Origin of the sequence: Actinocrinis sp. (assembly GCF_035938995.1) — a bacterium.
Lineage (GTDB): Bacteria > Actinomycetota > Actinomycetes > Streptomycetales > Catenulisporaceae > DASZGI01.
This window is the reverse complement of sequence record NZ_DASZGI010000020.1, coordinates 36,634-53,439: the sequence shown is the minus strand read 5'-3', so window position 1 is coordinate 53,439 and position 16,806 is coordinate 36,634. Positions and strand designations below refer to the sequence as shown.

Annotated in this window: 15 protein-coding genes; 6 read left to right on the top strand and 9 right to left on the bottom strand. The window is 70.6% G+C overall.

Going from position 1 to position 16,806, the window contains the following annotated elements:
• Both VGZ32_RS01200 and VGZ32_RS01195 read left to right on the top strand, forming a co-directional pair.
• Positions 1-292 (top strand): aldehyde dehydrogenase family protein (locus VGZ32_RS01200; protein ID WP_326883868.1); only part of this gene is annotated, 292 nt, incomplete at its 5' end.
• Positions 293-524: 232 nt separating this feature from the next.
• On the top strand, positions 525-1,403 hold the full coding sequence (locus tag VGZ32_RS01195; RefSeq protein ID WP_349263440.1) for an aldehyde dehydrogenase family protein: 879 nt from the start codon (positions 525-527) through the stop codon (positions 1,401-1,403).
• A gap of 36 nt (positions 1,404-1,439) precedes the next feature.
• Here the strand turns inward: VGZ32_RS01195 and VGZ32_RS01190 are convergent, their stop codons facing one another.
• Entirely contained in the window at positions 1,440-3,035 is a 1,596-nt protein-coding gene (locus VGZ32_RS01190; protein ID WP_326883866.1) for a hypothetical protein, read from the bottom strand.
• A gap of 666 nt (positions 3,036-3,701) precedes the next feature.
• Between VGZ32_RS01190 and VGZ32_RS01185 the strand changes: the two genes are divergently transcribed.
• Positions 3,702-4,331, top strand: a complete 630-nt coding sequence (locus VGZ32_RS01185; RefSeq protein ID WP_326883865.1) for a hypothetical protein — start codon at positions 3,702-3,704, stop codon at positions 4,329-4,331.
• 224 nt (positions 4,332-4,555) lie between these two features.
• On the opposite strand, the gene VGZ32_RS01180 is transcribed toward VGZ32_RS01185, so the two are convergent.
• Together VGZ32_RS01180 and VGZ32_RS01175 are read right to left on the bottom strand one after the other, a co-directional pair.
• Positions 4,556-5,479, bottom strand: coding sequence for a hypothetical protein (locus tag VGZ32_RS01180; RefSeq protein ID WP_326883864.1), 924 nt, complete (start codon positions 5,477-5,479; stop codon positions 4,556-4,558).
• Between the two features lie 153 nt (positions 5,480-5,632).
• Positions 5,633-6,259, bottom strand: coding sequence for a SigE family RNA polymerase sigma factor (locus tag VGZ32_RS01175; protein WP_326883863.1), 627 nt, complete (start codon positions 6,257-6,259; stop codon positions 5,633-5,635).
• Positions 6,260-6,495: 236 nt separating this feature from the next.
• Between VGZ32_RS01175 and VGZ32_RS01170 the strand changes: the two genes are divergently transcribed.
• The 3 genes from VGZ32_RS01170 to VGZ32_RS01160 are packed head-to-tail and all read left to right on the top strand — an operon-like array spanning position 6,496 to position 9,477.
• The gene (locus tag VGZ32_RS01170; protein ID WP_326883862.1) at positions 6,496-7,182 is read left to right on the top strand and encodes a response regulator transcription factor; all 687 of its coding nucleotides are present in this window, start codon (positions 6,496-6,498) and stop codon (positions 7,180-7,182) included.
• A 7-nt stretch (positions 7,183-7,189) separates the two neighbouring features.
• Positions 7,190-8,905: a HAMP domain-containing sensor histidine kinase gene (locus VGZ32_RS01165; protein WP_326883861.1), complete on the top strand. Its 1,716-nt coding sequence runs from the start codon at positions 7,190-7,192 to the stop codon at positions 8,903-8,905.
• Positions 8,902-9,477, top strand: coding sequence for a hypothetical protein (locus VGZ32_RS01160; RefSeq protein WP_326883860.1), 576 nt, complete (start codon positions 8,902-8,904; stop codon positions 9,475-9,477). The genes VGZ32_RS01165 and VGZ32_RS01160 overlap by 4 nt, the downstream gene beginning before the upstream one ends.
• Positions 9,478-9,542: 65 nt before the next feature.
• Here the strand turns inward: VGZ32_RS01160 and VGZ32_RS01155 are convergent, their stop codons facing one another.
• Genes VGZ32_RS01155 through VGZ32_RS01130 form a run of 6 tightly spaced genes read right to left on the bottom strand, consistent with a single transcriptional unit; the run spans position 9,543 to position 16,700 of the window.
• Positions 9,543-10,649: an adenosine deaminase gene (locus tag VGZ32_RS01155; protein WP_326883859.1), complete on the bottom strand. Its 1,107-nt coding sequence runs from the start codon at positions 10,647-10,649 to the stop codon at positions 9,543-9,545.
• Positions 10,650-10,658: 9 nt separating this feature from the next.
• Positions 10,659-12,026 (bottom strand): thymidine phosphorylase, encoded by a 1,368-nt coding sequence (locus VGZ32_RS01150; RefSeq protein WP_326883858.1) that lies wholly within the window; start codon positions 12,024-12,026, stop codon positions 10,659-10,661.
• A 45-nt stretch (positions 12,027-12,071) separates the two neighbouring features.
• Positions 12,072-12,482 (bottom strand): cytidine deaminase, encoded by a 411-nt coding sequence (locus VGZ32_RS01145; protein WP_326883857.1) that lies wholly within the window; start codon positions 12,480-12,482, stop codon positions 12,072-12,074.
• A gap of 8 nt (positions 12,483-12,490) precedes the next feature.
• Positions 12,491-13,792, bottom strand: coding sequence for an ABC transporter permease (locus VGZ32_RS01140; protein WP_326883856.1), 1,302 nt, complete (start codon positions 13,790-13,792; stop codon positions 12,491-12,493).
• Positions 13,789-15,042 carry an ABC transporter permease gene (locus VGZ32_RS01135; RefSeq protein WP_326883855.1) on the bottom strand — a complete coding sequence of 418 codons (1,254 nt, stop codon included), beginning with the start codon at positions 15,040-15,042 and terminating at the stop codon, positions 13,789-13,791. Before VGZ32_RS01135 ends, VGZ32_RS01140 begins: the two co-directional genes overlap by 4 nt.
• A complete protein-coding gene (locus tag VGZ32_RS01130; protein ID WP_326883854.1) occupies positions 15,039-16,700 on the bottom strand; it encodes an ABC transporter ATP-binding protein in 1,662 nt (553 codons plus the stop codon). The genes VGZ32_RS01135 and VGZ32_RS01130 overlap by 4 nt, the downstream gene beginning before the upstream one ends.
• Positions 16,701-16,806 lie beyond the last annotated feature (106 nt).

Here is a 16,806-nt window from a genome sequence, read left to right as displayed (position 1 = left end):
ACACCGGATCGCCCGCGAGGAGATCTTCGGCCCGGTGCTCTCGGTGCTGACCTTCCGCACCCCCGAGGAGGCCGTGGCAAAGGCCAACAACACGCCCTACGGCCTGTCGGCGGGCGTGTGGACCGAGAAGGGCTCGCGCATCCTGTCCGTCGCCAAGAAGCTGCGCGCCGGCGTGGTGTGGGCGAACACGTTCAACAAGTTCGATCCATCGTCCCCGTTCGGCGGCTACCGCGAGTCCGGCTACGGCCGGGAGGGCGGCGCGCACGGCTTGGAGGCCTACCTCGATGTCTGACACTCCCGGGTCCGCCAAGAACGGCAAGGACAGCAAGCCCAAGTCCGGTGCGAAGGCGAACTCGGCTCCCAAGGCCACCGCCGTCGCCGAACAAACGCCCGACGCCACATCCCACACGGCCACGCGCAGCGATGGCAGCCAATCCGACGCCGTGCCCCATAAGGCCTCAGCCGAGTCGTCGTCTGCCGTCGTCGCCCCCGCCCAGACCACGTCTGACACCGTGTCCGACCGGATGCCGGGCGCAGACTCCGTTCGACTCGCCGTGCGCAAGACCTACAAGCTCTTTATCGGAGGCGCGTTCCCGCGCTCGGAGAGCGGACGGAGCTTCGAGGTGACCTCAGCGCAGGGAGCATTCCTGGCAAACGCGGCCCTCGGCTCCCGCAAGGACGCGCGTGACGCGGTGAAGGCGGCCCGCGCGGCCTTCGGCGGCTGGTCCGGCGCGACCGCGTACAACCGCGGCCAGATCCTTTACCGCATCGCCGAGATGCTGGAGGGGCGCCGCGACCAGTTCGTCGCCGAAGTCTCCGCGGTGGACGGGCTCCCGGCCGAGGCCGCCGAAGCGCAGGTGGATGCCGCGATCGACCGCTGGGTCTGGTACGCGGGCTGGTCCGACAAGCTCAGCCAGGTGCGCGGCACGGTCAATCCGGTCGCGGGTCCGTACTGGAACGTCTCCTCGCCCGAGCCGACCGGCGTGGTCGCCGTGTTCGCCCCGGTGCGGCCGTCACTGTTGGGCCTCGTCAGCGTGCTGGCACCGGTGATCGTTTCCGGGAACACGGCGGTACTGGTGGCTCCGGAAGCGGCGGGCCTGCCAGCGATAACGCTCGCCGAGGTGCTGGCCACCTCCGACCTCCCCGGCGGCGTCGTCAACATGCTGACCGGCCGGGTCACCGAGTTGAGCAAGCCGCTAGCCGAGCACCTCGACGTGGACGCGCTGGACCTCACCGGCGTCTCCGACGCGAGCCTGGCCACCGAGATGGAGCGGGCCGGCGCGCAGAACCTCAAGCGCATCCGGCGCCCGGTCCCCGACCCGGACTGGTCATCCGATCCCGGTCTGGATCGGATGATGTCCTTCCTGGAGATCAAGACGGTCTGGCACCCGGTCGGCGTGTGACGTCCCAACAAGTGACGTGCGAGGCCGACGGAAGTCTCATCGGCGGAGCTCGACGATGCCGACGAAGTCACCGCTCTGCCACATCGCGGCCCCCGGCACGCGAGCAATGACTCGGTAACCGCGAGGCGGCTGCTCCGTACCGGTCTGGATCCATACTGTGGGCGCGGTCGGATCATCATCGGTGGCGGGGAGCTTGAACGTCCCCGCCACCGCGGCTGGAAGGTGAGGACTCCAGCCGTGCTCGGCCAACGACGCGGCGAGCGCGGTAGCGAGCGGCCATTCCCCGTTGGCGTCATATCGGATGTCGATCGGCGCGCCGCTGTGGGACGGCGTTCCCGTAGCGGCAAGAAGCGATCGGTCGGCGGCGAGGATGCCGTTTTGAGTGCAGCAATCGGCCGAATGCCCCGCGCGCGGCACGAGCACGGCTGTCGCAGTTCCGGTGAGGAGAACGAGCGCGACGGCGAGCGCCGAGCCGACGTTCGCGGCAACGCGGCCGCGTGGCGCCGTCCGAAATCGAACCTCGGCGAGGAGCAGGCAGGCGGCGAGCACAGTCGCCGCAGGCGCGGCCAGGAACCACGCGATGAGGTAGTTGTGAAGATTGCCGTCGATCTGCACGACGGCCGCGATGCCAAGCGGCACAAGGAGGACGGCAAGAGCGGCGATGTATGTGGCCACATGTGCGGCGCAGCGCCAGGCGACGACGGCAATCGCGACGTTGACGAGGACGACGCCGCACAGTCCGCATACGACCGCAGCCGAGACAGAATGCGGCGTGAGAACGGACACCATGTCGATCGACCACGAAGGCGGGATCGCTAGCCGCTCGATGAGGGCAAATCCCTGTGCAGCGGTGTGACCGGTGCCGGTCTTGTGTATGGCTTTGAGGAATCGGGCGATCGTGGTGAGGTTCCGTGTCCCGCTCAGTTGGTCCTGGAGCGGCGGAATCCAGACGGCGAAGAGAATCGTGGTGCCTGCAAAGGCCGCGAGAGCGCGAGAGCGGCGGATACGAGGCCGAGACGAGCGGAGACGGCGGAGGATCGTTGGTGCGCGGCTGATCGCCATGAACAGCACGACAGCGATCAAGCAGGCGAAAACGGGGAGCGCGGTCCCCAGATGCGTCTGCACCAGGAACGACCCGACGATCAGTGCGCCGAGAAGCCAAAGCGCAGAACCGTCCGCTGCTCTGGCAATGAGGACGAGAAAGAGAAGCGCGGGAAGCACGGTCGCGTACGGATTCCAGATCTCCGCAAACACAGCATTCGGCGCGGCAAGCGTGAAGATGAGCACCGCAGCGGCGGCGCCGATCGCCGACCCAACGCGTCGACGCGCGGCAGCGAGCACGATCAGCACGCAGAAGACCGCATTCAGGAATTCGACGGAGGCGAGGAGCGAGGCCGCAGTCTCGCCGCCGAGGACATAGATCGGCACGAGTGCGTAGAACCAAAGCGGACCCGGGTGGGTCCAGCCGAAGCGGGAGTACGGCCCGAGCTGCTGGGCGAACTCGGCGGCGTTTCGGACGGCGAGCTCGATGACGGCCGAGTCGCCGCGCAGCACGAACGTATCTGGGCGTGCGAGGACGACGATCGCGGTGAGCGCGAACGGCAACGCGGCACAGATGGCGATGAGCGCCACGAGGCGCCCCCGCGCGCGGGATGCGGACGCGCCAGCGGACGCAGGCGTGGGGGTGCGGGTGGGCGTGGGGGTGGATGAGTCGTCGGACGGACGGCCGGACGCGGGCACACCGCCGGACGTGCCAGCAGGCGCGCGGGAGGAAGACGCGCCGCCAGGCGCAGGCGCGCGGGTGGAGGCGGAGGTGGGGGCGGATGAGTCGCCGGGCAGAGGGCCGGACGCGGGCGCGCGGGTAGAGGTGGGGGCGGATGCGTCGTCAGGCGGACGGCCGGGCGCAGGCGCACCGCCGGACGTGCCAGCAGACATGCGGGACATGAGATCGCGGCCACGAGCGAGCAGGCGCGATCGTGAAATCACGCCGCTCACCGTGGCCGCAATCTCGCAGTCGCCGCAATCGCCATGCGTCGGAATGTACAGGCGGGCGAAGGACGGGAGGTGGGATAGGGGGCGGAGATCGGTAGAGAGGGCGGTCGCTATTCGGCTGCGGCGCCGGAGCCGGAGCCGGAGCCGGCAGGGGCGGCGGCGGGCGCACCGTCAGCAGGGCCGGGGGTCGGCGCAGCTGCGACGTCAGCGGCAGCGCCGGGAGCCGACGCAGATGCGGCATCAGCACCAGAGTCGGCGATACCGGAAGCGGAAGACGCGGAGGCCGGGGCAGCCAATACGGCTCCGATGACCGGGAGATCCCGGAGCGGGAGGCCGTCCGAGAAGACCGCGTTGACGGGCGCAGTGGAGAGCGGCAGCCCACTGAGGTTAGTGCCGACGACGTTCGACAGCGGGTCGACGGAGGTGCCTGCGAGCGGATACAGCTTGATCTGTCCGAGGCGCGACCAGTTCGCGGTGCGGGTCTGCGCGATGGTTCTCGTGGACGCGGCGGGGGCGGTCCCAGCTGCCGCTTCGGACTCGTTCGCGGGCGACTGGGCAGCGTCCGTCCCCGCGCCCGTAGCGGCTGTGACGGACTTCGCGCTTGCGGACGCTGCAGCAGACCCGGCATCCGTCGCCGTGGCGGCAGACCCCACGCTCGTCGCCGGAATAGCGGCTTCCATCCCCGTCGGCGTGGCGGCAGACCCCGTGCCCACGGCAGCGGTGCCGGTCTGGGATTCCGTCGTCGCGACGGTAGACCCGGCATCCGCGGTCGTGGTTGCAGCACCCATGTTCGTGGTCGCGGCGGTCGCGGCCGGAGCTGCCATGCCGACCAGCGCGCCGGCACCGAGCATCCCCAGCGCGATCGCCCGCCGCGCCCCGGACCGGGATTCGGCGCCCTCCTCGGCGGCCGCCGCTCGGTTGATCCTCGTAGCCTGACGCATGAATCCACCCACGCTCTTCGCGAAACGACGTCCGAAAACGGACCGGTCCCCGGGCAAACCCCGGGGACCGGTCCGAAGTCACGGACAGTCACGTCGCTGTCACTCCTGCGGAGCAATTGTGCGAGCGGGTACTCGTCAGCGGGTGCCCGTCGCTGCGCAGTCTGTGCGGCGGCTTGTCGCCGCGTCAGCTTCGCGGGCGGCAGCGGCTCCTGTCTTCTCCTACTCCGAGCGCCAGTCGCCGATCGGGAAGCCGCCGCCGGGCGGCTGGTCCTGCTCGGGCTGCGGCTGCTGCTGTTGCGGCTGCTGCTGTTGCGGCTGCTGGGGAAACTGCTGCCCGGTGACTCCAGGCGACCACGGCTGCGGCTGCGGCGCGTATCCCTGCATCGTCGGGGGCAGCGCGGGCTGCGCCTGGGTCTGCGCACCTGGCATTCCCTGCATACCGTGCCCCGGCTGCGCCCCGCCCTGCTGTACCGGCGGCAGCAACTGCGTGCGGTCGGAGCCGAACGGCGTCGGCGAGCCAGGCGGCGGCTGCTGGGGCTGACCGGGCATTCCCGCTCCCGCTCCCGGCTGCTGCGCGCCGTACGGGGGCTGCTGCTGCGGCGTCCACCCGAACCCGCCGGGCGGGGGGCTCGGCTGCTGCGGGTAGCCGCTCGCGCCCGGCCAGGCCGCGCCCGCACCGGGGGCGACCGGCTGCGCCTTCGGCACCGCGTGCCGCTGCCAGCTCAGCCACGCGTACCACGCCGCGACCGCGACCACCGCGGCGCCGCCCAGGGCGATGAAGAACTGGGCCAGCTTGGTCTGTCCGGGCGGGCCGTCCGCGCCGAACAGTGCCAGCGCGGTCACCACGCCGAACACCGCCGCCACGCCGCCCTCGATGAGGGCGGCGAGCGTCACCAGCTTCGCGCGGCCCAGTGCAGGCTCGACCTCGTTCGCCAGGTACACCGCGATCCCGATGGCCAGCGCCACACTGAAGTTCAGAAACACCGGTGCCTGGTCGTAGGCGCGGGATGCGAAGGACTGCGCCGCCCCGTTGTACGACGGCGGGACTAGCAGATTGATCACGGCGGAGAGCAGCACCAGCCCTCCGTACGCGACGGCGGCAAGCGCCGCCGGCTCCCGCAGCTTCTTCAACGTGTCAGACATGACAGCGCGACACACTCCCGGTTCCGGTTTTCGTTCTGTTCCGCGCAAGAATCCCACATGACCGAGCGTCACTGAAGGGGCCGCGGCCCGGGAAAACCGCGGCAGTGTCTTGACGACTGGTCAACAAACGTTCGACGACCGCCCGCGGCCCGACTAGGCGGCGGCGGACCACTCGCTGTTAGACGACACATAGACGGCGAGGGGCCGCAGCGCCGGATCGTCGCGCAGCTTGCGCAGCGCCCGCCACAGCGCGGACTTGACCGTTCCGACCGAGACGCCCATCCGCTCCGCGATCTCGGTGTCCGTGTACGAACCGTAGTAGCGCAGCGACAGCGCCTCGCGGTCTCGCGCGGACAGCCGCATCAACGCGCGTGCCACCGCGACGCGCATCTCGACCTGCGTCATCGACTCGCCGTCGTAGCCGCGCTCGGGCAGCTCGTCGGTCGGGTACTCCTCGACCCGGCGCTTGCGCCACTGCGAGATCTGGTGGTTGGTCATGGTGCGGCGCAGGTAGGACCCGACGACCGCCTTGTCCTCGATGCGGTGCCAGGCCTGGTACGTCTTGAGCAGGCCCTCCTGGAGGAGGTCCTCGGCCTCGGTGCGGTCGCCGGCCACCTGGTGCGCGGTGCGCAGCAGGGCGGAGCGGCGCTCGGCCACGTACGCGGCGAAGTCCGCGGGGGCGCCCGGACCGTGGGCCGGCTTGCGGGAACCGTTCAGCTCCGCATCCGCGTCAAGGTTCTCAGCGGGGGTCGGAGGTGGTGCAAGAGTCAGGAAGCTCATGTGCACCAGCTTCACCCCCGCACTTCATCGTCCGGTCCGGCCCGCGTCACAGCTTTGGAACAGCGGTCCGGACGACGACGCGCTGCACGGACTACGGCGACGCTGTGTGATTTTCACCGGTGAGTTGTCACGGATCGGTCATCTTCTAATCACACGGCGTCATGATTCCCGTGAAGGTAGGCTAAATCCTGGCCCCGTCTCGCCCTGTCAGGCATGTCTTCGGTAAGAATGGGTAGGTGCCGAGCCTCCTCCTCGTCGAAGACGACCCGTCGATCCGTATGGCGATCGAGCTCGCCCTGACCCGGCAGGGCCACCAGGTCACGACGGCAGCCACCGGCGAGCAGGCCCTGGAACTCTGGCAGACGCAGCGCCCGGAGCTTGTCGTGCTCGACGTGATGCTCCCCGGGATCGACGGCTTCGAGATCTGCCGCCGGATCCGCCGCACCGACCAGGTGCCGATCATCCTGCTGACCGCGCGCAGCGACGACATCGACGTGGTGGTCGGCCTGGAGTCCGGCGCCGACGACTATGTGGTCAAACCGGTCCAGCCGCGGGTGCTCGACGCCCGCATCCGGGCGGTGCTGCGCCGCCACGGCAACAGCGCGCCCGAGGCCGGGGACACCGCCGTCTTCGGGGACCTGGTCGTGGACCGGGCCGCGATGACCGTCACCCGCGCCGGCCTGCCGATCTCGCTGACCCCGACCGAGCTCAAGCTGCTGGTCGAGCTGTCCCGCCGGCCCGGCCAGGCGCTCTCCCGGCAGCAGCTGCTGCGCCTGGTCTGGGATCACGACTACCTCGGCGACTCGCGCCTGGTGGACGCCTGCGTCCAGCGGCTGCGGGCGAAGGTCGAGGTCGTGCCGTCGGATCCGCGGCTCATACGAACGGTGCGCGGCATCGGGTACCGGCTGGACCCCCCGAGGTGAGCCCGCAGTGACCCGCATAGCACCGGAACCCGGCGCGGAAGGGGAGTCGTGGCGTCCGGCGCCCGCCCTGTCGGCCTCGACGACGGCGGGTCTGCCCGTCCTGCGGGACGCGGCCTGGCCGAGCCGCTCCGCCCCTGGGAGTGAGCCCGAGCGGCCGGGTCCGATGCGCCGACGCCGAGGCGGGCTGCATCGCAGGCGTTTCCGGCTGTCCGGGATGCGCACCCGGCTGTTCATCGGCTTCGCCGCGGTCGCCCTGATCACCGCGGCGATCATCACCGGCTCCTCGTACTTCCTGCTGCGCGACAGCCTGCTGAACCGGGTCGCCAGCGGGGCGGCCACCGAGCTGACCGACGCGGTGCAGCTCGCCGGCCAGCAGCTGATCCAGTCCACCTCCGGGCCCCAGGACGCGCAGATCGCCTCCCAGCTGGCCAAGCGCGGGGGCTACTTCGTGCTGGTCACCCCGCGCGGATCGGCGCAGAGCAACTCGGATATCGGCATCCAGGACATCCCGCCCTCGTTCATGGACGCCGCGAAGACGGAGCTGGCCCAGCAGCGGGTGATCGTGCGCGGCGTGCCCTACGAACTCACCGGCACCACGCTCCAGTCCGGCGGGCCCCAGATGTTCCTGTTCACCCCGCTGGACGACGAGCAGAACATCCTGACCGAGCTGATCACCATCGGCTCGGTCTCCGGCGGCCTGGCGCTGGTCGGCGCGGCCGGCGTGGCGTTCCTGGCCACCCGCAACGTCCTGGTGCCGATCCGCCGCCTCGGCCACGCCGCGCGGATGCTCGGCCAGGGCGACCTGGACGTGCGGCTCGAGGTCAAGGGCACCGACGAGATCGCCGACGTCTCGCACACCTTCAACGAGACGGCCGCGGCGCTGGCCCGGTCGATGGACGAGCTGCGCGCCATGGACGCGGCCTCCCGCCGGTTCGTCGCCGACGTCTCCCACGAGCTGCGTACTCCGCTGACCGCGATGACGGCGGTCACCGAGGTGTTGGAGGACGTGGAGAGCGCCGACCCGACCACCATCTCGGCCGCGCACCTGATCGCCAACGAGACCAAGCGGCTGGCCCGGCTGGTCGAGGACCTGATGGAGATCTCCCGGTTCGACGCGGGAACCGCGGCGATGCGGGTCGAGGACATCAACCTCGCCGAACTGATCGAGGCGACGCTGGCGACCCGCGGCTGGACCAGCAAGGTCATGGTGACCGCGCCGCCGCTGGTGCCTGCGCGGGTGGACGCGCGCCGCATCGACGTGGTGGTGGCGAACCTCGTCGGCAACGCGCTTAAGCACGGCGGTGAGCCGGTCGCGCTGCAGCTCTACGACCAGGGCGAATACGTCGTTGTGCAGGTCGCGGACTCCGGACCGGGCATCCCGGCCGAGGCGTTGCCGCACATCTTCGACCGGTTCTACAAGGCGGATAAGGCGCGCGGCCGGTCCGAAGGCAGCGGCTTGGGCCTGTCGATCGCGTTCGAGAACGCCCGGATGCACGGCGGCGAGTTGTCAGCCCGGAACCGCCCCGAAGGCGGAGCCGTCTTCACTCTTAGGTTCCCCAGTGGGTCAGGCGGCGCGGCGGCGGACGATTCCGACGCGCCGACATGGGGCGCGTCCTCGGACGGCTCTTCCCGCAGCGGACAGGGTCCCTCGGACGGCCGCCGGTCCTGGGGCGAATCGACAAGCGGCGGATCGACGAGGGACAGGCAAGGGGCCAGGACGTGATCGCGCGAGGCGGCAGACGCAGCCGGGTCCGGCTGGTCGTCGGCTGCGCCGCGCTGCTGCCCGCGCTCGCCGCCTGCGGCATCGAGCCGAGCGGCATCACCTCGCTCGGCGCCGCCCCCGCCGCGGCCCCGGCGTCCGCACCGAACGGTCTGCCCGCGACGATCGGCTCGGACCAGTACGTTCTCTTCTTCTACCAGGGCGACAAGCTGGCCCCCGTCTACCGGCCGGCCACGAGCACAGTCAACGAGGGATTCGTCCTGCGCCAGCTGCTGAACGGCCCGACCGCCGACGAGAAGGCGCAGGGCTACACCTCGGCGCTCCCGGCGAAGCTGCTGGCCACGCCCAACGCCGAGCAGGAGCGGTACGCCTTCGGGCTCTCCTCGCCGCTGACCTCGCGCGCCCGCTCGGAGTTCATCTGCACGATGCAGTACATCGACGGGACCGACTCGATCGGGATAGAGCAGATGGGCCAGCCCTCGAGCATGATCTGGGTCGGCTGTTCGGACACCACGATCCAGTACGTGCCGGTACCGCTGCAGGGTGCCGGGTCCGCGTCGCCCACCGGCGAGTAGCGGACAAGGCCGCTCTTCCCCGGGGGCGACGCGCCGTGCTCGGTGCTTTCGCTTTTCCCTCGCGCCTACTCTTCTTCGTCGCCGCGCAGGTCGACGAAGCGGTTGATGATCTGGTCGGCGATCGCGTCGCGCACGTCGTGCGGCAGGAACGCGGCGTCGATGCCGTTGAGGGCGACCAGTTCCAGGTCGGACAGGTCCCAGTGGAAGGTGTCCACCAGCAGGCCCAGCTCGCGGCTCATCGAGGTGCCGCTCATCAGCCGGTTGTCGCAGCTGACTGTGATGTTGAAGTCGAGCTCGTACAGCTTCTGGATCGGGTGGTCGGCGATGTCGCCGGCGAGCCCGATCTGCAGGTTGGAGCTGGGGCAGACCTCGAGCGCGATCCGCTTGTCCCGCACGTAGGCCGAGAGCCGGCCGAGCTTGGGCTCCTCCTCGGTCAAGTCGATGTCCTCGATGATCCGCACGCCGTGGCCGAGCCGGTCCGCGCCGTTGAGCACCGCGGCGCCGACCGAGGACGGGCCGTCGGCCTCGCCGGAGTGGATCGTGAACCGGAAGAACTGTTCGCGCAGGTACTTGAAGGCGTCGGCGTGCAGGTCCGGGCCGAAGCCGAGTTCGGGCCCGGCGATGTCGAAGCCGACGACGCCGGTGTCCCGGTGCCGCACCGCGAGTTCGGCGATCCGAAGGCTGTGGCCGGGCTCCAGGTTCTGCCGCATGGCGCACACGATCGTGCCGACCTTGATGAAGTGGCCCGCGACCGCGGCCCGCTCCTCGCCCTCGCGCAGGCCCGCGTTGACCGCCTCGACCACCTCGTCGAGGCTCAGCCCGTTGCGCAGGTGCTGCTCCGGCGCGAAGCGGCTCTCGGCGTAGACGACGCCGTCCGCGGCCAGATCTTCCACGGTCTCGGCGGCGACCCGGCGCAGCGCGTCGGCGGTCTGCATGGCCGCGATGGTGTGGTCGAAGGTCTCGAGGTAGCGCGGCAGCGAGCCGGAGTCGGCTGCGTCGCGGAACCAGGCGCCCAGCTTCGCGGCGTCGCGGTCGGGCAGTCCGGTGTAGCCGGCCAGATCAGCCAGTTCGATGACGGTCTGCGGGCGCAGGCCGCCGTCGAGGTGATCGTGCAGGGCGACTTTCGGGGCCTGCTTGATCTCGTCGGGGGTGGGGAGGGTCGATTCAGTCACCGCAGCACCCTAGTTGGTTATGCGGTCCAGGATGAGCGGACGCGACGAGCGCACGGATGCGCTTGCGTCTGACGGTGCGTTTGGTGACGGTGCGTTTGGTGATGCTGCGTCGGATGATGCCGTATCGGATAATGCTGCGTCAGCTAATGCACCGCCGATGTCGTACGCGTCCGACAGCGCCTCCAGGGCGGCCTCGAAGCGTTCAGGCGTGTCGGTGTGGAGCGTGAGCAGCGGCGCGCCGGCCATGATCCGGTCGCCCGGCTTGGCGTGCAGTTCGACGCCGGCTCCCGCCTGCACCGGGTCCTCCTTGCGGGCGCGCCCGGCACCGAGCCGCCACGCCGCGACACCGACCGCGAGTGCGTCCAGCCGGGTGAGGACGCCGGAGGCCGGAGCGGTCACGATGTGCTGCTCGCGGGCGGTGGGCAGCGACGCGTCGGGATTGCCGCCCTGTGCCCGGATCATGCGCCGCCACGCGTCCATGGCCGAGCCGTCGGCCAGCTTCTTCGCCGGATCGGCGCCCGCGATCCCGGCCGCGGCGAGCATCTCGCGGGCCAGCGCGAGGGTCAGCTCGACCACGTCCGCCGGGCCGCCGCCGGCCAGCACCTCCACCGACTCGCGCACCTCGAGGGCGTTTCCGGCGGTCAGGCCGAGCGGCGTGTCCATGTCCGTGAGCAGGGCGACCGTGCGCACGCCGTGGTCGGCGCCGAGGGCGACCATCATCTCGGCGAGGGTGCGGGCCTGCTCGAGGTCCTTCATGAACGCGCCGGAGCCGACCTTGACGTCCAGGACGAGCGCGCCGGTACCCTCGGCGATCTTCTTGGACATGATCGACGAGGCGATCAGCGGGATCGACTCGACCGTGCCGGTGACGTCACGCAGCGCGTAGAGCTTCTTGTCCGCGGGAGCGAGGCCGTCCCCGGCCGCGCAGACCACCGCGCCGACGTCGCGCAGCACGGCGAACATCTCCTCGTTGGACAGCTGCGCGCGCCAGCCGGGGATCGACTCGAGCTTGTCCAGTGTGCCGCCGGTGTGGCCGAGTCCCCGGCCGGACAGCTGCGGCACCGCCGCGCCGCAGGAGGCGACGAGCGGCGCGAGCGGCAGCGTGATCTTGTCGCCGACGCCCCCGGTCGAGTGCTTGTCGGCGGTCGGCCGGTCGAGCACGGCGAAGTCCATCCGCTCTCCGGTGCCGATCATCGCATCGGTCCAGGTGTTGATCTCGCGGCGGTTCATCCCGTTGAGCAGGATCGCCATCGCCAGCGCGGACATCTGCTCGTCGGCGACCGCTCCGGCGGTGTAGGCGCGGATCACCCACCCGATCTGCTCATCGGTCAGCTCGCGGCGGTCCCGCTTGGTCCGGATCACGTCGACGGCGTCCATGGCCGGCACCTCGGTTTCGTCGTTCTGGGTCTGCGCCGTGCGGCGTTATCGGAGGTTCTCCGGGCCGAAGGCCTGCGGGAGCATCTCGGCCATGGTCTGGATCCCGCGCGGGGTGTCCAGCAGCAGCCTGGGACCGCCGTGTTCGTAGAGCAGCTGGCGGCACCGGCCGCACGGCATCAGGGACAGCCCGGCGGCGTCCACGCAGGCGAACGCGACCAGCCGGCCGCCGCCGCTCGCGTGCAGCGCGGAGACCAGGCCGCACTCGGCGCAGAGGGTGAGCCCGTAGGAGGCGTTCTCCACGTTGCAGCCCGAGACGATCCGGCCGTCGTCGACCAGGGCCGCCGCGCCGACCGGAAACTTCGAGTAGGGGGCGTAGGCATGCCGCATCGCCTCGCGCGCCACCTCGCGCAGCGACTCCCAGTCGATCAGCGGCCCGGCCACCTCGGTGCTCGGCATCGGCCGCCTCACCCCTTGACGAACGGCTGGTTCTCGGCCGCCGGGGGCCGCACCAGGCCGCCGAGCGAGGCCACCACGAACACCGTGACCAAGTACGGGGCCATGGACAGGAACTGGCTCGGCACGCCGGTCTGCAGCGAGGAGAGGGTCTGGCCGAGGCCGCCGAAGAAGCCGAACAGCAGCGCCGCGCCGAGCGCGCCGACCGGCGACCAGCGGCCGACGATCAGCGCGGCGAGGGCGATGAAGCCCTTGCCGGAGGACATGTTGGTGGTGAACGCGCCGACCTGCCCGATCGACAGCCACACGCCGCCGAGCCCGGAGAGCAGCCCGGCCAGGATGACGTTGCGGTAGCGGGTGCCCAGGACCTTGATGCCGACGGTGTCGGCCGCGCGCGGGTGCTCCCCCACCGCGCGCGTGCGCAGGCCCCAGCGCGTGCGGAAGAGGGCGATCTCCACGATCACGACGATCACGAACGTGGCGTAGAGGATGATGTTGTTGTCGAACAGCGCTTCGCCGATCACCGGGATGCTGGCCAGGCCGGGGATGCGGATCGCCTGGAAGATCGGCGGGTTGTTGTAACTGCTCTGGTTCGGGGCCAGCACCTGGGTGTACAGGAAGCTGGTCAGGCCCAGGGCGAAGACGTTGAGCACGACGCCGAGGACGACCTGCTCGATGTGGTATCGGTTCGCCAGCACCGCGAGCAGGGCGCCGAGCAGCGCGCCGCCGAAGCAGCCGGCGATCAGCCCGACCCAGACGGAGTTGGCCATCGTCGCGGCCATCGCGCCGGCGAAGGCGCCGAACAGGAACTGGCCCTCGATCGCGACGTTGACCACACCGGAGCGCTCGCAGATGACGCCGCACAGCGCTCCGAGGATCAGCGGGACCGCGGCGATCAGGGTGTTCTGGATCGCGAAGGGCAGGCTGATGCCGCCGCGTCCGCTGGTTCCGGCCGAGGCCCAGACCAGGAACGCCAGGACGAACGCGAGCACGTATCCGGAGGTGAGCCAACGCCGTCCGACGGTGCTCACCGTGACAAAGGCGCGGACCAGGCCGCAGACGGTGCACAACGCGCCGAGGGCGATGGCGACCGGGGCGGCCGGGAACTGCTGCATGTGGAGCGCGCCGGGGGCGTTCGGGTTCAGCGCCATGCCGACGGCCGCTTTGGCGCTGTGCTGGGTGCGGGCGCCGAGGCCGAACGCGAAGACCGCGTAGACCCCGATGACCGCCTGCGAGAGCCCGGCGATCAGGTTGGCCCGCCCGGACTTCGCGGCGGTGCCGACGGAGGGTGCCGCGATGCTGGTCGTGGTCACGCCTGGCCTCCTGTCGCGGCGGCGGCGCGCCGGGCGCGCAGCCGGAAGATCTCCTGAACCAGGCGCGGGGCGGCCACGAAGATGACGATCAGCGCCTCGATGACGGACACGATCTCGACCCGGATGCCCGCGCTGGCCTGCATGATCGGCGCACCGGCATCGAACGCGCCGAACAGCAGCGCGGCCCAGACGATGCCCCACGGTTTGTTGCGGCCGAGCAGGGCGACGGTGATCGCGGTGAAGCCGAGGTTGGCGTCGATGTTCGGGCTCAGCGAGTTGTTGTTGGCGTTCGCGGTGCCCAGCGTCTGGCAGACCCCGACCAGGCCGAACAGCAGGCCGGACAGCGCCATGGTGAGGATTCGGGTGCGTCCGACGTTGATGCCGGCGGTGCGCGCGGCGAACGGGTTGAAGCCCAGCGCGCGCACCTCGAAGCCGAGCTTGGAGCGCCGGAAGAACCAGGACACGACGACGGCCGCGGCGATCGCGATCACCAGGCTGATGTCGGTCGGGACCGAGTCGCCGAACAGGTGCGGCAGCCGGGCGTTCGGGTCCACGGGCTTGGAGACCGCCTGGCCGAACACGTGCGGGTCGTGGAAGCCGTTGGCGTTGAGCAGCCAGCCTAAGAAGAGGAAGGCCGCGTAGTTGAACATGATCGTGACGATGACCTCGTGCGCGCCGCGCCAGGCTTTGAGCACGCCGACGAGCAGGCCGTAGAGCCCGCCGCCGATCGCGCCCGCGATGACGGCGACGATGACGTGCAGACCGGTCGGCAGGTGCCAGGCGAAGCCGACGTAGCCGGCGAAGATCGCGCCCATGATGAGCTGGCCCTGGCCGCCGATGTTGAACAGACCGCCGCGGAAGGCGAGCGAGACGGCCAGCCCACCGAAGATGAGCGGGGTGGCGTCCAGCAGGGTGCCGGTGATCGGCCCGAAGAACTGGGACGGGGTGCCGTTGACCGTCTTCGGGTCGAAGATGGCGCCCTTGAACAGGGCCGAGTAGCCGGTGGAGATGTCGTGCCAGGCCGCCGACAGGAAGTCGCCCGGGGACTGGAAGAAGTAGTCCGCCTTCGACATGGCGCTGGTGTCCGAGACCACCATCAGGATCGCGCCGACGATCAGGGCGAGCACGATCGCCAGCACGGTCACCAGGATCGAGTTCTCGGCGCTGAAGATGTTCTGGAGGGAGGCGCCGAAGCCGCCGAGGGGTTCCTGCTCCTGGGCGCGCTCCTCCGGGGTGGTGTCCGTGGTCATGGACGTCCCTCCTGCGGACCCCGCTCGGTCTCGTCGTCGTGCCCGGTTTCCGCGGCGTGCCCTGTTCCGGCTTCGGCCCCGTCGTGATCCGGCGCCGCGGCCGCCGTCTGCTCCGGCGCTTCGCCGACCGCGGCCGCTCCGTTCTCGGTGATCCCGGCCATCAGCAGGCCGATCTCCTCGCGCGAGGTGTCGGGCGACACGGTGCCGACGATCTTGCCGCGGTACATCACCGCGATAGCGTCCGCCAGCGAGAGCACCTCGTCCAGTTCGGTGGACACGATGACCACCGGCCGCCCCTGGTCCCGTTCGCCCACGATCCGCTTGTGGATGAACTCCTGCGCGCCGACGTCCACGCCGCGGGTCGGCTGGGAGGCGACCAGCAGGCTCAGCGGGCGGGACATCTCCCGGGCCACGACGACCTTCTGCTGGTTGCCGCCGGACAGCTGCCCGGCGAGGTGGTCCGGGTCGGCCGGGCGGATGTCGAACTCCTCGACCCGCAGCTTGGCGTTGCGCTGGATCTCGCCGAGGTCCAGCGAGAAGACCCCGGCGAAGGGCTCCGACGTATAGAGGTCGAGCACCAGGTTCTCAGCGACGGTGAAATCGCCGACCAGGCCGTCGTGCGACCGGTCCTCCGGCACGAAGCCGACGCCCGCGTCCAGCACCTTGCGCGGGGCGAGGCCGACCAACTGCTTGCCGTCGAGCGTGATCGAGCCGGCCTGCGTGGGCAGCAACCCCATGATCGCCTGGACCAGCTCGGACTGACCGTTGCCGTCCACGCCGGCGATGCCCAGGATCTCGCCCGCCCGCACGGTGAACGAGATGTCGTCGACGGCCGCGTTGCCGTGCCGGTCGAGGACGGTCAGGCCGCGCACGTCGAGCGCCGGGCCGCCCAGCGCGGCAGGCCCCTTCTCCACGGTGAGCCGCACGTCGCGGCCGACCATCATCGACGCCAGGTCCTGCTCGGTCATCGCGGGGGTCGCCTCGCCGACGACCCGGCCGCGCCGGATCACGGTGATCCGGTCGGCGATCGCCTTGACCTCCTTGAGCTTGTGCGTGATGAAGACGATCGACTTGCCCGCCGCGCGCAGCGTGTTCATCACCGCGAACAGCTCGTCGATCTCCTGCGGGGTCAGCACCGCGGTCGGCTCGTCCAGGATGAGCACCTGCGCCTCGCGGACCAGGGCCTTGACGATCTCGACCCGCTGCTGCACGCCGACCGGCAGGTTCTCCACCCGGGCGTCCGGATCGACCGGCAGGCCGTACCGCTCGGACACCTCGCGCACGTGCTTGCGGGCCCGGCGCCGGTCCAGCCAACCGACCAGCGGCCCGCCGGACGCGGCCGACACCGGTTCGTCGCCGAGGATCACGTTCTCCGCGACCGTGAACACCGGCACGAGCATGAAGTGCTGGTGGACCATGCCGATCCCCGCGGCGATCGCGTCGCGCGGCCCGTGGAAGTCCTTGGCCTCGCCGTCGACCAGGATCTCGCCCTCGTCCGGGTGGTAGAGCCCGTACAGGACGTTCATCAGCGTGGACTTGCCGGCGCCGTTCTCGCCGAGCAGGCAGTGGATCTCGCCGGGTTCGACGACCAGGTCGATCCGGTCGTTGGCGACCAGGGATCCGAACCGCTTGGTGATCCCGCGCAGTTCCAGACGCACCCTCAGGCCCTTTCCGTGCGAAGGAGTGTGGCCGGTGGAGGCTATCGAGGCCGATGGGGCGCGGACGGGGCGGACGCCCGGCCCAGCCGGACATCCGCCCCGCAGC